Raw genomic sequence first — 13,913 nt, 5'->3', positions numbered from 1 at the left:
CAGCACGTTCCGTGCAGTTCTCCAGCATAAAGGAGGACTATAGAGTTGAAAATATGGCCTTCTGACCCGTTTTCAGAATTTATCTTACTCTGCCTTGGTTGCAGCCAAGAAACAAGCTGTTTACAACGAGACTAAGAGCAAGATCATGGGGTGGCAATGGGAGGAGTGCTAGAAAAGCAACACCGAGGGTCAATCAGCCTCTTCAATCCAGCACATCTGGATGGCTTCGAGCACGCGCTCACTGCAATGGTTGGGATCATCGTCAAAGTCATCCAGCGCCAAGACCCACTCTCTCAAATCGGTAAAGCGGATCGTCACCGGATCGACATCAGGGTGCAGTTCAGAAAGTTCAATTGCCAAATCGCGTGAATCTATCCATTTCAAGCCCATACCTTTCTCCTTTACTTCCTTACTCTAGCCTCTAGCCTCTAGCCTCTAGCCTCTAGCCTCTAGCCTCTAGCCTCTAGCCTCTAGCCTCTAGCCTCTAGCCCTATTAGTGTAGCCAACAGCCCGGCGAGCATAACAAACATCGACGATAAAAAAAGCCCCGAGGGTTGCACCATCGGGGCTTTCAATATTTTAGTGGTTTTCCGATGCTAGGTTCAGGGTGTACTTCGGAATTTCCACCACCAAATCTTCATCGGCAACCTTGGCCTGACAGCTCAAACGCGATTCAGGCTCTAGTCCCCACGCTTTGTCCAGCATGTCATCTTCCAGCTCATCACTTTCTTCCAGTGAGTCAAAGCCTTCACGGACGATACAGTGACACGTGGTGCAGGCACAGGATTTTTCACACGCATGTTCAATGCCAATACCGTTGCGCAGTGCCACGTCAAGAATGGTCTCGCCTTCTTGCGCTTCTAGCACTGCCCCTTCCGGGCAAAGCTCATCATGGGGTAATACAACAATTTTAGGCATGCCTAAACCTCATCAATCGACTGACCAGCCAGGGCACGGCGGATAGACTGATCCATCCGGCGCGATGCAAATTCCTGGCTCGCCTTATCTGTTTTCTTAATTCCTGCTTCAATCGCGTACGGGTCGGTGCCCTGGCGCAATTGAACCAGTTCCATCATGACGGCTTCCAGCTCGTCGCGCTCTTCTTTGCTCAGTAGAGTATCGCCATCCTGAGCCAGCGCTGCAATCAACCCTTCCAGTACACGATCCGCTTCCACTTGTTGCTCGGCAAGGGCACGGGCGTCTTTGTCGTCCTGGGCAAAGGTCATTGAATCACGGATCATAGTCGCAATTTCATCGTCGGTCAGGCCATATGAAGGTTTCACCTGGATAGAAGATTGCACACCGCTACTCTTTTCCATTGCAGTTACAGACAACAAGCCGTCTGCATCCACTTGATATGTAACACGAATATGTGCTGCACCTGCGGCCATCGCGGGAATGCCGCGCAAGGTAAAGCGTGCCAGTGAACGGCAGTCACTCACCATTTCACGCTCGCCCTGAACCACATGGACTGACATAGCCGTCTGGCCATCTTTGAACGTGGTGAACTCCTGGGCGCGAGCAACCGGAATAGTGGTGTTGCGCGGGATGATTTTCTCGATCATACCGCCCATGGTTTCGATACCCAGCGACAACGGGATCACGTCCAGCAGCAGCATGTCAGCATCAGGCTTGTTACCGGCAAGGATATCAGCCTGAATAGCCGCACCAATCGCCACCACCTGATCCGGGTCGATCGACGTCAGTGGCTCTTTGCCGAAGTAGTTGCCAACCATTTCACGCACCAGTGGTACGCGAGTTGAACCACCAACCATGACGGTTTCGATCACGTCTTCGGCAGTGACCTCTGCATCTTTCAATGCCCGACGGCATGCCATCAGCGTCTTTTTCACCAAAGGTTGGATCAAGGTATCGAACTGCTCACGGGAAACAGTACCCTGCCAGTCAAGCACATCGACCGAGACTTCATCCGCATCGGACAGCGCTTCTTTGGCTGCCTGCGCAGCATCTTGCAGCTTGCGTTGGGCAATCGCATCGCGCTCGGTGATACCGGCTTGCTCGGCAATCCAATCCGCAAGCAGGTGGTCAAAGTCATCACCACCTAGCGCAGAATCACCACCCGTGGCCATTACTTCAAACACACCTTTCGACAGGCGAAGAATAGAGATATCGAATGTACCGCCGCCCAAGTCATACACAGCGATCACGCCTTCCTGACCTGAGTCCAAACCATAGGCAATCGCAGCCGCCGTGGGCTCGTTAAGCAGGCGAAGAACATTGAGGTTCGCCAACTTCGCCGCGTCTTTAGTACCCGCACGCTGGGCATCATCAAAGTAGGCAGGGACAGTGATCACCACACCTTCCAGCTCACCACCCAAAGTATCTTGCGCACGCTGGTTAAGGGTCTTGAGAATTTCAGCCGACACCTGGACCGGGTTAACCTCACCACCACGGGTGATCAGCTGAGGCAAACCGTTATCCGTTGCACTGAACTGATATGGCATCTGCGGATAGCGTGCTTGGATATCCGCCAGAGAGCGGCCCATCATACGCTTAACAGAAATAATACTATTAATCGGATCCTGCTGGGCGATATCGCGGGCTTCATGGCCAACGACCACGTCACTTTCACTGTAGTGAACCGCCGATGGCAGAATCGCACGGCCTTGGTCATCTTTCAGGGTTTCCGGAACGCCGCTGCGTACTGCAGCCACGAGAGAGTTTGTAGTGCCCAGATCAATACCCACCGCCAATTTGTGTTGGTGCGGCGCAGCGCTTTGACCGGGTTCAGCAATCTGTAACAGTGCCATTTTCGTTCCTGTGGTGTTTTTACCGGGCTTGGATAAAATCAATCAAGCAGGCTATCTTCCAAGCGCTCGACTTCTTCACGCAGCTTAACAATAAATTTCAGCTTACGCACGGCGTCAGCCGCCACTTCCCAGTTTTCATCAACAAGTAATTGCTCAAGCTCAACCAGCTGTGCCTTGTACAGGGTTGAGGCGTGCTGTTCAAAATCAAACAACGCGCTTTGTGGATCACTCGACTCCGGGATCGCCTCCAACTCTTCACGCAGCTCCATTTGCTGCATCAAGAATTCCGGATCCTGCAACGTCTTTTGCTCGCCCCGGATATCAACGCCGTAGACCGATAACATATACTCTGCACGGGAAATGGGATTTTTCAACGTCTGGAAGGCATCGTTGATCTGCGCAGCTTTCTGTACCGCCAGCAAGCGGTCGCGCTCAGAAGCCGTGGCAAAGTTGTCAGGGTGGAAGTGGCGCTGCAACTCCCGGAACTGGGTTGCAAGAAGGCTACCGTCCAGCTGAAACTGAAATGGTAGCCCAAAGAGTTCGAAATGATTCATATCGCGTGAGTTTCTGCAAAGACCGAGTCTGAAAATAACTGAACCTGACCCTCCCTCGGAAAAAGGCAGCAATCAGGTCCAATTGGCTCAGCGATTATACGTTGAAGCTTTCACCGCAGCCGCATTCGCTGGATACATTAGGGTTGTTGAATTTGAAGCCTTCGTTAAGACCTTCTTTGGCAAAGTCCAACTCGGTACCATCTAGATACACCATGCTCTTGGCATCAATGATGATCTTCACCCCTTTCTCTTCGAAGATCTGATCACCTTCTTCTAGCTGGTCAACAAATTCCAGTACATAGGCCATTCCCGAACAGCCTGAAGTCCGGACACCCAGCCGAAGGCCGATGCCTTTTCCTCGGTTTTCTAGGAAAGTAGCTACGCGACTCGCGGCCGCTTCAGTAATCGTTATGGCCATACAACAACCCTTAGAAAATTAATGTTCTTCGTGTTTCTTCTTGTAATCACTCACTGCGGCTTTGATTGCGTCTTCCGCAAGAATTGAGCAGTGAACTTTTACAGGTGGAAGCTCAAGTTCCTCGGCAATCGCCGAATTCTTGATGCTAGCAGCTTCGTCCAGTGTCTTGCCCTTCACCCACTCAGTGATCAGTGAGCTTGAAGCAATCGCAGAACCGCAGCCGTACGTTTTGAACTTGGCGTCTTCGATGATGCCCTCTTCAGTCACTTTGATCTGAAGTTTCATTACGTCGCCACAGGCAGGAGCACCTACCATGCCGCTACCAACACTTTTGTCGTTTTTGTCAAATGAGCCCACGTTACGCGGGTTCTCATAATGATCGATAACTTTTTCACTATATGCCATGACAGTTTCCTCGAATACGTGATGACCGCAAGATTAGTGGTGTGCCCACTCGACCGTGTTTAGGTCAATACCTTCTTTATACATATCCCAAAGCGGAGACATGTCACGTAGTTTCTCAACCGCACCGCGGATTTGTGAAACTGCGTAGTCTACTTCTTCTTCCGTCGTGAAGCGACCGAAAGAGAAGCGAATTGAGCTGTGTGCCAGTTCGTCGTCCAAACCTAGGGCGCGAAGAACGTAAGATGGCTCCAAGCTGGCAGAAGTACATGCCGAGCCTGAAGATACAGCAAGATCTTTCAGTGCCATCAGCAGTGATTCACCTTCAACGAATGCAAAGCTGATGTTCAGGTTGTTTGGTACACGCTGCTCCAGGTCACCATTGATGGTCATTGCCTCGATACCTTCAAGGCCTTTCAACATGCGCTCGCGCAGGGCAAGGGCGTGCTGGTAATCTTTGTCCATCTCTTCTTTGGCAATACGGAAAGCTTCGCCCATACCTACGATCTGATGGGTCGCCAGGGTACCAGAGCGGAAACCACGCTCGTGACCGCCACCGTGCATCTGTGCTTCAAGGCGGATACGCGGCTTACGACGAACGTAAAGGGCACCGATACCCTTAGGACCATAAATTTTGTGCGCAGAAAGAGAAATAAGGTCGATCTTCATTTCCTGGACATCGATAGGTAGCTTACCTGCAGACTGGGCAGCATCGACGTGGAAGATCACTTTCTTCTCACGGCATAGCTCTCCGATAGCAGCGATATCCTGGATGACACCGATTTCGTTGTTCACGTGCATGATTGACACCAATACCGTGTCTTCACGCATCGCATCGCGCAGTTTTGCCATATCGATCAAACCGTTGGCTTCAGGCTCAAGGTAAGTCACCTCGTAGCCTTCACGCTCTAGCTGGCGGCATGGATCAAGTACAGCTTTGTGTTCTGTCTTACAGGTGATAACGTGCTTGCCCTTCTTACCGTAGAAGTGGGCGGCACCTTTGATGGCCAGGTTGTCTGACTCAGTCGCACCTGAAGTAAATACGATTTCGCGTGGGTCTGCGTTTAGCAGCTCAGCAATTTGCTCACGCGCGGTATCAACCGCCTCTTCAGCCTGCCAACCGAAGCGGTGAGAACGAGAAGCCGGGTTACCGAAGTTTCCATCCATGGTCATACATTGCATCATTTTTTCTGCAACGCGCGGATCTACTGGGCAAGTAGCGGAATAATCAAAATATATTGGCAGTTTCATCTTCATCTCCGAAAACACGGACGTTGGTCTCTAGGAGCGAACATCGACACCGATTGAGGTGCTGTCGTGTGTATTTTTATGTCCAAATGACGACTTCGTTAGGATCTGATCCTGACGGTCAGATATTTCTTGTACGTCATTGTCTTGCATCAACTCACCAAGAGTGATGTTATTCAAAAAGCCGCTGATGCGGGAGCTCAGGTCACGCCACAGCGTGTGTGTCAGGCAGCGAACCCCACCTTGACAGTCTCCCTTGCCGTGACACTTGGTCGCATCTACCGATTCATCGACGGCCGCAATCACCATACCCACAGCAATGTGGTTGGCGTCTTCGCCAAGACGATACCCCCCGCCCGGTCCACGAACACTGGCCACCAGGCCAGCTTTGCGCAGGCGGGAGAACAATTGTTCCAAATAGGACAACGAGATCCCCTGACGTTCTGAAATGTCAGCCAAAGGAACCGGACCGTCCTGAGAGTGCAAAGCCACATCTAACATGGCCGTGACTGCGTATCTTCCTTTTGATGTCAATCTCATAACACACCGCTACCCACGTTTGTCTATGGGGAGGAGTGTCGCATACCTGACTAAAACGGTCAAGTATTTACCTGACTATTTTAGTCAGGCTTTTAACCATGTAGAGTTTGTGTCTATTTCTCTGGACGAGTGAGTGACTTTTCTACTGAGGAAAGGATACCACGTAAGATATTCAGCTCCTGTGATTCCGGTCGAGCCCGGGAAAACAGGCGGCGCATTTTGGTCATTACCATCGATGGCTTGTCTTTACTGATAAAGTCGGTCTTGGTCGCCACCTTTTCAAGGTGCTGGTAGAACAATTCCAGCTCCTTCATTCGCGGGTATTCTTCAACCTGCTGTTGAGTTTGGAATTTTTCCGACGCCAAAAACGCCATGCGAATTTCATAACTCACCGTCTGTACGGCCATCGCCAGATTCAACGAGCTGTATTCAGGGTTAGCCGGAATGTAGACGTGGCAATGACAACGCTGCAATTCTTCATTGGTCAGGCCTGTACGCTCACGGCCAAACAGGATTGCGACATTGTGGGACGGCGCTTCGGCAATCGCCTTGATCCCGCATTCACGGGGATCCAACTGCGGCCACTCCAACGTGCGCGAGCGGGCACTGGAGCCCACCACCAAGCCGCAATCGGCGATGGCTTCATCGAGACTCGAGACGATCTTCGCCTGCTCGACGATATCTGAAGCACCCGCCGCCAGTGCGTATGTGGTTTCGTCTATTTCGCAGGCCGGATCGACCAGAACCAGGTTGGTCAGGCCCATCACTTTCATCGCCCGGGCCGCAGAACCAATATTGCCGGGATGTGAGGTACCCACGAGAACGACACTGACTTTATCTAACATAGGAGGTGCAACTTTCAACTCTATCAATCGAACCGAAAGATTTTAACACAGGGATTTTAAAAAAGGTGAAAACATGTAAAAACTTTATACCTAAGTGGCTTCAAGTTGCACGATTCTGATTTTACGCAATACGTTCTGTTCAAAGTAAATAACCGAATGGAATAACGAGCCACTTTCACGGGCATTTGAGATTGAAACGAGCGCTTTAACGACGAAAATCCCCCCCCTCTGGCCGAGCATGGCCACACGAATAAAAAATAACCACTTCCCTTTTGCCCTAGCTCTGATATACTCGCCGCCGCTTTTTAGTTCTTTAACATCCGTTGGGAAGATCCTATGCATCCTATGCTGAATATTGCCATTCGTGCTGCACGAAAGGCTGGTGACCATGTCATTAAATCTCTAGAAAAATCGCAAGCTATTGAAGTAGCTAACAAAGGCAATGATGTTGTTACTAACATCGATAACGAAGCAGAAGCTATCATTATCGACACTATCCGCAAATCTTACCCTGAGCACTGCATCGTAGCAGCGGAAAGCGGTACGATTGAAGGCAAGGACAAAGAATGCCAGTGGATCATCGACCCAGTGGATGGCACCAAGAACTTCGTTCGTGGTTACCCTCACTACGCTATCTCTGTTGCACTACGTATGCGCGGCCGCACTGAAGTGGCAGCAGTATACGATCCAGCACGCAACGAGCTATTCACAGCTACCCGTGGCGCAGGCGCTCAGCTTAACAGCCAGCGTATCCGTGCATCTCAGCCACGTGACCTAACCGGTACAACTCTGGCAACAGGCCTACCGTTTGCTGCCAAGCAGCACGCCGAAAGCTACATGAAAATCCAGAGCGCTCTGTTTGTAGACTGTGACGATATGCGTATGTCTGGCTGTGCTGCCCTAGACCTATGTTACCTAGCGGCTGGCCGTGTTGACGGCGTGTTCCGCCTAGGCCTGAAGCCTTGGGAAATTGCAGCAGGTGAGCTTATCGCGCGCGAAGCAGGTGCTATCTGTGCAGACTTCACTGGCAACACTAACCACCTTGTGACTGGCAACATCGTTGCTGGTAACGCTCGTGTTGTTAAGCCGCTGCTGAGCAAAATCCGTGAACACGGTAGCGAAGCACTAGCAAAATAATCATCGCTAGCTGAAAACATCAAACGCCCCGGTGATGGACATCACCGGGGCGTTTTTTTATTCAAAAACGGTTCTGAGGTTCTGAGGTTCTGAGGTTCTGAGGTTCTGAGGTTCTGAGGTTCTGAGTAAAGGCTCTCTGAGCTACATTTGACTATCCAAATACATTCAAAAATTTATCATACTTCCAGCAAACCTCATGGATTATCGTGCTTACCTTATTCATAGATTCGCTCTTCTCCCCGCAGAACCATAGTACCGCTCTTCCCTACCACAGTACCGCTCCAAACAAAAACGGAGCCAAGCGGCTCCGTTTTTCATTGTGAGTCAACCCCGCCTTACGGCATGGCGTCAAACTCTTCGCCTTCTTTGTCAACTTGTGGTGGCATTAGGTGCTCACGGGTAATACCCAATTTAAGCGCCAGTGCCGAAGCCACGTAGATCGACGAGTAGGTACCGACAGTGATACCGATCAGCAAGGCAGCGGCAAAACCGTGGATCATGCTACCGCCTTTCATGAACAGGGCGATAACCACGAACAAGGTGGTACCAGAGGTGATCAAGGTACGGCTCAGGGTCTGAGTGATTGAGTTATTCATCACCTCTACCGCATCACCCTTCCGCATCTTGCGGAAGTTTTCACGGATACGGTCAAAGACCACGATGGTATCGTTGAGCGAGTAACCGACAACGGTCAGCAGGGCTGCCACGATAGTCAGGTCGATCTCGATCTGGGTAAACGAAAAGATACCGATAGTGATGATAACGTCGTGGGCCAGTGCCAATACCGCACCTGCCGCCAAGCGCCATTCGAAGCGCATTGAAACGTAGAGTAAGATACAGATCAGCGAGACCAAGATAGCCAAGCCACCCGCCTCTGCCAGCTCGTCACCCACGTTCGGGCCAACGAATTCAATACGACGCATTTCAACGTCCTGGCCCGTACCAACTTTCAAGGCATCGATGATCTGGGTACCGAGTTTCTCGCCCTGTGCATCTTCGCGCGGCTGAAGGCGAACCATCACATCACGTGCCGTACCGAAGTTCTGCACAATCGCATCACCAAAGCCAGCCTCTTCCAGTGATTCTCGGATCAAGCCCAGGTCAGCAGGCTGCTCGAAGCCCACTTCAATCAGGGTACCGCCGGTGAAATCCAAGCCCCAGTTCAGTTTCTGGGTGGTCACGGTACCAATTGCAGCGATAATCATAATGATCGAAAGGACAAATGCGCCTTTCGACCAGCGCATAAAGTCGATCGCCTTATCCGCTTTCATTATCTGAAACATGTCAGCGTCTCCTTAGATCGACAGTTTATCGACGCGCTTACCGCCGTAAACCAAGTTAACCAGTGCACGGGTACCGATGATAGCCGTGAACATGGAAGTCAAAATACCAATTGATAGGGTGACGGCGAAGCCTTTGATCGCACCGGTACCCACAGCAAACAGAATGATTGCGGTGATCAAAGTGGTGATGTTGGCATCGGCAATGGTGCTAAATGCATTGGCATAACCTTGCTGAATCGCATGCTGCGGGCTGCGGCCTTCGCGAAGCTCCTCACGGATACGCTCGAAGATAAGTACGTTGGCATCAACCGCCATACCCACCGTCAGAACGATACCGGCAATACCCGGCAGGGTCATGGTCGCCCCCGGGATCATCGACATCACACCGATAATCAATACCAGGTTCATCAGCAGTGCCATGTTGGCGAATAGACCGAAGCGACGGTAGTAAAGCAGGGTAAACAGCATGACCGCCACCATACCCCAAACCATCGCCTGGATACCCATGTCGATGTTTTGCTGACCCATTGATGGGCCGATGGTCCGCTCTTCAACAATAGAGATCGGCGCAATCAGTGCACCAGCACGCAATAGCAGTGCTAGGTTGTGAGCTTCTGCCTGTGAATCAATCCCGGTAATACGGAAGTTACGGCCAAGTGCGGTCTGGATAGTCGCCTGGTTAATCACTTCTTCGTGTTTTTCCAGGATAACCTTACCGTTTTCGTCACGTTCACCGCTGTCTTTGTACTCGGTGAATAGTGTCGCCATCAACTTGCCTACGTTGTTACGCGAGAAGGCTGTCATCTTGCTTCCACCTTCGCTATCGAGCGAGATGTTTACCTGAGGACGACCATATTCATCGGCACTTGAGCTGGCATCGGTAATGTGAGAACCACCTAGGATCACACGTTTCTTCAGCACCGCAGGACGCCCATCACGAGTGAACTTCACTTCGCTGCCCGGTGGCACACGGCCTGATGCCGCTGCGGCCAAGTCAGCCGAATTATCGACTTCACGGAACTCAAGCGTTGCCGTTGCACCCAAGATTTCCTTGGCACGGGCAGTATCTTGTACCCCTGGTAGCTCAACCACAATACGGTTAGCCCCCTGGCGCTGAACCAGTGGCTCGGCGACACCCAGCTCGTTTACACGGTTACGCAGGATGGTAATGTTCTGGTCAACGGCATAATTGCGAATTTCCTGCAGGCGGGCATCGGTAAATGTCGCACTGAGCAGGAAGCCACTGGTGGTATCAGTAAACTGCATATCCGGGTGAAGGCGCTGCAGCTCACGCTTGGCTTCAGCCAATTGCTCGGCATTACGCAGACGAACTTCAACCGCTTCATCGGTTTTGCTGATCGCACGGTAACGAATCTTCGCTTCACGCAACTCAGTACGGAATGTTTCTTCCTGCTGGCCCAGCAATTTCTCCATTGCTGCGTCCATATCTACTTCCATCAAGAAATGCACACCGCCGCGCAGGTCAAGGCCCAGTTTCATTGGGTTCGCACCGATGGATTCAAGCCAGTCTGGGGTAGAAGGGGCAAGGTTAAGGGCTACGACGAAATCGTCGCCAAGCTGTTCGTTAAGAATATCGCGAGCACTGATTTGGGTATCAGTGTCGTTAAAGCGGACCAGGACAGTACCGTTTTCGAAAGCGACTGATTTATAGGAGATTTGATTTTGTTCTAAATCTTCGGTGACGGCATCCAGCGTGGACATATCTGCCGAGGCGCCACGCGCCCCGGAGATTTGAATTGCTGGATCTTCACCGTATACATTGGGAAGTGCGTAGAGCAAACCGATAAGTAGCGCGAACACTACCATCAGGTTCTTCCACAAGGGATAACGGTTTAGCACTGCTATGATCCTTCAAGCAAATATTACAGAGACTTCATTGTGCCTTTTGGCAGAACGGCAGTAACGAAGTCTTTCTTGATAGTCACTTCAGTTGTGTCGTTCAGCGCGATTACAATGTAGTCGTTTTCTTCAGAAACCTTAGAGATTTTACCTACTAGGCCACCGTTGGTTAGCACTTCATCACCTTTGCCCATGGAAGACATCAGGTTCTTGTGCTCTTTCACACGTTTTGCCTGCGGGCGGTAAATCATGAAATAGAAGATAACGGCAAACAGGCCAAGCATGATGAATAGCTGCATACCGCCGCCCTGTGGTGCACCTTCAGCTGCTGCGTGTGCTTGAGAAATCAGACTCATTTACTAACGTCCTCGATTATTTGTTGTCATTTAATGGTGGAACTTCACGGTTGCGACGTGCATAGAATTCCTCTACGAACACATCGAAACGATCTTCTTCAATCGCCTTGCGGATACTTTCCATCAAACGCTGGTAGTAACGCAAGTTGTGGATTGTGTTAAGGCGCGCACCCAGGATTTCATTACATTTATCCAAGTGGTACAGGTACGCCTTCGAATAGTTGCGACAAGTGTAACAGTCACAGTGCGGATCGAGAGGGGTTGTGTCCGTTTTATGTTTCGCATTACGGATCTTGATCACACCTCCGGTCACAAACAGGTGGCCATTTCGGGCATTTCGAGTCGGCATAACGCAGTCGAACATGTCGATACCACGGCGAACACCTTCAACCAAATCTTCTGGCTTGCCCACACCCATCAGGTAGCGCGGCTTGTCTTCAGGTAGTTGAGGGCAGGTATGCTCAAGTACACGGTGCATGTCTTCTTTCGGCTCACCGACGGCAAGACCACCTACCGCATAACCGTCAAAGCCGATCTTAGTCAGGCCTTCGACTGACACATCGCGCAAGTCTTCGTATACACTACCTTGGACGATACCGAACAGCGCATTTTTGTTACCAAGTTTGTCAAAGTGGTTGCGGCTGCGCTGTGCCCAACGCAGTGACATCTCCATCGACTTCTTCGCTTCATCGTGTGTCGCCGGGTAAGGCGTACACTCGTCGAAGATCATCACGACGTCAGAGCCAAGGTCTTTCTGGATTTCCATCGACTTCTCGGCGTCCATGAAAATCTTGTCACCGTTCACCGGGTTACGGAAGTGAACACCTTCCTCCGTGATCTTACGAATATCACCCAAGCTAAATACCTGGAAACCGCCTGAATCGGTCAGGATAGGACCTTGCCACTGCATGAAATCGTGCAGGTCGCCGTGCATCTTCATCACTTCCTGGCCAGGACGCAACCACAGGTGGAAGGTATTACCCAACAGAATTTGCGCACCGGTCTCTTTGACTTCTTCCGGTGTCATGCCCTTTACCGTACCGTAAGTACCAACCGGCATAAAGGCCGGTGTTTCTACCGTGCCACGCTCAAACTGCAGACGACCGCGGCGGGCACGTCCCTGGGTTTTATCTAATTCAAATTTCACAAAGCCTCCAACAGCCAGAGAAACAATCTGACATCAACACCCCCATCCGGCTAAGGTCAGGGGTACAACGATGGCATTAGCAGGCAGCACGCCCGCCAAGCCCAATATCACCAGCCGCATTATCGGCAGGTATTCCACTCCGCCCTAAAGCCTAGTGGAAGAATTTGTCATCGTCTGATCTTAATTTGCCAGAGATGAAAAACACAAAGGCTGCATTTTAGCAAATGCAGCCTTAAGTGACACTGACTTCATCAATGAAACGTGTGATTACACCGTTTTGCGGGTAATAAACATCGAATCACCGTAACTGAAGAAACGATATTTGTTTTCAACAGCTTGCTTGTATGCGTTCATCGTATGCTCATAGCCGGCAAACGCACTCACCAACATAATCAGGGTTGATTCCGGCAAGTGGAAGTTGGTGATCAGCACATCAATCAGCTGATATTCATAGCCCGGGTAGATGAAGATTTCGGTATCACCGAAAAATGGTTTGAGTTCAGTGCCTTTCTGCTTGGCATCCTGAGCGGCACTCTCCAGCGAGCGCACTGATGTCGTGCCTACCGCCACCACGCGCTTACCGTTGGCCTTGGTCGCGTTGATCGCAGCAACCACTTCCTCAGGTACTTCCACATATTCGGCGTGCATATGGTGGTCATTGATATTATCCACGCGAACCGGCTGGAAAGTACCCGCACCGACATGCAAGGTCACGAAAGCAAAGTTCACGCCCTTAGCCTTGAGGGCCGCCATCAGCTCATCGTCAAAGTGCAGGCCTGCCGTCGGCGCGGCAACCGCACCCGGCTTGGCGTTGTATACCGTCTGGTAGCGCTCTTTGTCGGCATCTTCATCTGGGCGATCGATATATGGCGGAAGCGGCATGTGGCCCACTTCTTCAAGGATCTCCAACACCGTTTTGTCGCTGTTGAAACGGATTTCAAACAATGCATCATGGCGAGCAACCATTTCAGCCTGATATTCATCATTGTCACCAAGGAACAATTCATTACCCGGCTTCGGAGATTTTGACGCACGTACATGGGCAAGAATGCTCTTGTCATCCAGCATACGCTCAACCAGCACTTCCAGCTTACCGCCAGACGCTTTGCGCCCAAACAAACGTGCCGGGATCACTCGGGTATTGTTGAACACTAACAAATCACCCGGCTCAACCAGATCCAGAACATCCTTAAAGCCTTTGTGTGCCAGCTCACCAGTGTTGCCGGTCAGCTGCAGCAAGCGGCTAGCAGTACGCTGAGGTTGCGGGTAGCGAGCGATCAGCTCATCAGGAAGGTCAAAGTCAAAATCAGAAACTTGCATCATTAGGGCCCTAAATTACAGCAGGCAGCTAG

The 13,913-nt window shown here is 51.1% G+C and carries 15 protein-coding genes; 1 reads left to right on the top strand and 14 read right to left on the bottom strand.

Features of this window, described 5'->3' with window-relative positions; translation table 11 throughout:
• Positions 1 to 189: 189 nt before the first annotated feature.
• From iscX to trmJ, 9 genes are all read right to left on the bottom strand, one after another.
• A complete protein-coding gene (gene iscX / locus C9J03_RS15650) occupies positions 190 to 390 on the bottom strand; it encodes a Fe-S cluster assembly protein IscX (protein WP_039457914.1) in 201 nt (66 codons plus the stop codon).
• A 189-nt stretch (positions 391 to 579) separates the two neighbouring features.
• The gene (gene fdx / locus C9J03_RS15645; RefSeq protein ID WP_039469191.1) at positions 580 to 918 is read right to left on the bottom strand and encodes an ISC system 2Fe-2S type ferredoxin; all 339 of its coding nucleotides are present in this window, start codon (positions 916 to 918) and stop codon (positions 580 to 582) included.
• Between the two features lie 2 nt (positions 919 to 920).
• Positions 921 to 2,771, bottom strand: a complete 1,851-nt coding sequence (gene hscA / locus C9J03_RS15640) for a Fe-S protein assembly chaperone HscA (protein ID WP_044624096.1) — start codon at positions 2,769 to 2,771, stop codon at positions 921 to 923.
• Between the two features lie 38 nt (positions 2,772 to 2,809).
• A complete protein-coding gene (hscB, locus tag C9J03_RS15635; RefSeq protein ID WP_044624097.1) occupies positions 2,810 to 3,325 on the bottom strand; it encodes a co-chaperone HscB in 516 nt (171 codons plus the stop codon).
• A gap of 94 nt (positions 3,326 to 3,419) precedes the next feature.
• Entirely contained in the window at positions 3,420 to 3,743 is a 324-nt protein-coding gene (iscA, locus tag C9J03_RS15630) for an iron-sulfur cluster assembly protein IscA (RefSeq protein ID WP_044624098.1), read from the bottom strand.
• Between the two features lie 18 nt (positions 3,744 to 3,761).
• Entirely contained in the window at positions 3,762 to 4,148 is a 387-nt protein-coding gene (gene iscU / locus C9J03_RS15625; RefSeq protein ID WP_039469180.1) for a Fe-S cluster assembly scaffold IscU, read from the bottom strand.
• Positions 4,149 to 4,181: 33 nt separating this feature from the next.
• The gene (locus C9J03_RS15620; protein ID WP_039469177.1) at positions 4,182 to 5,396 is read right to left on the bottom strand and encodes an IscS subfamily cysteine desulfurase; all 1,215 of its coding nucleotides are present in this window, start codon (positions 5,394 to 5,396) and stop codon (positions 4,182 to 4,184) included.
• 30 nt (positions 5,397 to 5,426) lie between these two features.
• Positions 5,427 to 5,933 carry a Fe-S cluster assembly transcriptional regulator IscR gene (gene iscR / locus C9J03_RS15615; RefSeq protein WP_082008684.1) on the bottom strand — a complete coding sequence of 169 codons (507 nt, stop codon included), beginning with the start codon at positions 5,931 to 5,933 and terminating at the stop codon, positions 5,427 to 5,429.
• A 113-nt stretch (positions 5,934 to 6,046) separates the two neighbouring features.
• Complete coding sequence (gene trmJ / locus C9J03_RS15610) at positions 6,047 to 6,778, bottom strand: tRNA (cytosine(32)/uridine(32)-2'-O)-methyltransferase TrmJ (RefSeq protein ID WP_044624099.1); 732 nt, start codon at positions 6,776 to 6,778, stop codon at positions 6,047 to 6,049.
• A 336-nt stretch (positions 6,779 to 7,114) separates the two neighbouring features.
• On the opposite strand from trmJ, the gene suhB reads away from it, so the two are divergent.
• Complete coding sequence (gene suhB, locus C9J03_RS15600; protein ID WP_044624101.1) at positions 7,115 to 7,915, top strand: inositol-1-monophosphatase; 801 nt, start codon at positions 7,115 to 7,117, stop codon at positions 7,913 to 7,915.
• Between the two features lie 335 nt (positions 7,916 to 8,250).
• Here the strand turns inward: suhB and secF are convergent, their stop codons facing one another.
• The 5 genes from secF to queA all read right to left on the bottom strand — a co-directional run bounded on the left by secF (position 8,251) and on the right by queA (position 13,881).
• Positions 8,251 to 9,198: a protein translocase subunit SecF gene (gene secF, locus C9J03_RS15595; protein WP_039469166.1), complete on the bottom strand. Its 948-nt coding sequence runs from the start codon at positions 9,196 to 9,198 to the stop codon at positions 8,251 to 8,253.
• A 12-nt stretch (positions 9,199 to 9,210) separates the two neighbouring features.
• Positions 9,211 to 11,058 carry a protein translocase subunit SecD gene (secD, locus tag C9J03_RS15590; protein ID WP_039469163.1) on the bottom strand — a complete coding sequence of 616 codons (1,848 nt, stop codon included), beginning with the start codon at positions 11,056 to 11,058 and terminating at the stop codon, positions 9,211 to 9,213.
• A 23-nt stretch (positions 11,059 to 11,081) separates the two neighbouring features.
• Positions 11,082 to 11,414, bottom strand: a complete 333-nt coding sequence (gene yajC, locus C9J03_RS15585; protein ID WP_039469161.1) for a preprotein translocase subunit YajC — start codon at positions 11,412 to 11,414, stop codon at positions 11,082 to 11,084.
• 16 nt (positions 11,415 to 11,430) lie between these two features.
• On the bottom strand, positions 11,431 to 12,561 hold the full coding sequence (gene tgt / locus C9J03_RS15580) for a tRNA guanosine(34) transglycosylase Tgt (protein ID WP_039469158.1): 1,131 nt from the start codon (positions 12,559 to 12,561) through the stop codon (positions 11,431 to 11,433).
• A gap of 267 nt (positions 12,562 to 12,828) precedes the next feature.
• Positions 12,829 to 13,881, bottom strand: a complete 1,053-nt coding sequence (gene queA, locus C9J03_RS15575; protein ID WP_044624611.1) for a tRNA preQ1(34) S-adenosylmethionine ribosyltransferase-isomerase QueA — start codon at positions 13,879 to 13,881, stop codon at positions 12,829 to 12,831.
• Positions 13,882 to 13,913: the final 32 nt, after the last annotated feature.

This window comes from Photobacterium gaetbulicola (assembly GCF_003025515.1).
In the GTDB taxonomy this organism is placed as follows: Bacteria; Pseudomonadota; Gammaproteobacteria; order Enterobacterales; family Vibrionaceae; genus Photobacterium; species Photobacterium gaetbulicola.
This window is presented reverse-complemented; position numbering and strand designations above follow the sequence as displayed.

Excerpts from the sequence above, each read along its gene's own strand:
- queA (WP_044624611.1), bottom strand. The coding sequence starts at position 13,881 with ATGCAAGTTTCTGATTTTGACTTTGACCTTCCTGATGAGCTGATCGCT.
- secF (WP_039469166.1), bottom strand. The coding sequence starts at position 9,198 with ATGTTTCAGATAATGAAAGCGGATAAGGCGATCGACTTTATGCGCTGG.
- trmJ (WP_044624099.1), bottom strand. The coding sequence starts at position 6,778 with ATGTTAGATAAAGTCAGTGTCGTTCTCGTGGGTACCTCACATCCCGGC.
- fdx (WP_039469191.1), bottom strand. The coding sequence starts at position 918 with ATGCCTAAAATTGTTGTATTACCCCATGATGAGCTTTGCCCGGAAGGG.
- hscB (WP_044624097.1), bottom strand. The coding sequence starts at position 3,325 with ATGAATCATTTCGAACTCTTTGGGCTACCATTTCAGTTTCAGCTGGAC.
- suhB (WP_044624101.1), top strand. The coding sequence starts at position 7,115 with ATGCATCCTATGCTGAATATTGCCATTCGTGCTGCACGAAAGGCTGGT.
- hscA (WP_044624096.1), bottom strand. The coding sequence starts at position 2,771 with ATGGCACTGTTACAGATTGCTGAACCCGGTCAAAGCGCTGCGCCGCAC.
- iscA (WP_044624098.1), bottom strand. The coding sequence starts at position 3,743 with ATGGCCATAACGATTACTGAAGCGGCCGCGAGTCGCGTAGCTACTTTC.
- yajC (WP_039469161.1), bottom strand. The coding sequence starts at position 11,414 with ATGAGTCTGATTTCTCAAGCACACGCAGCAGCTGAAGGTGCACCACAG.
- iscU (WP_039469180.1), bottom strand. The coding sequence starts at position 4,148 with ATGGCATATAGTGAAAAAGTTATCGATCATTATGAGAACCCGCGTAAC.
- iscR (WP_082008684.1), bottom strand. The coding sequence starts at position 5,933 with ATGAGATTGACATCAAAAGGAAGATACGCAGTCACGGCCATGTTAGAT.
- C9J03_RS15620 (WP_039469177.1), bottom strand. The coding sequence starts at position 5,396 with ATGAAACTGCCAATATATTTTGATTATTCCGCTACTTGCCCAGTAGAT.
- iscX (WP_039457914.1), bottom strand. The coding sequence starts at position 390 with ATGGGCTTGAAATGGATAGATTCACGCGATTTGGCAATTGAACTTTCT.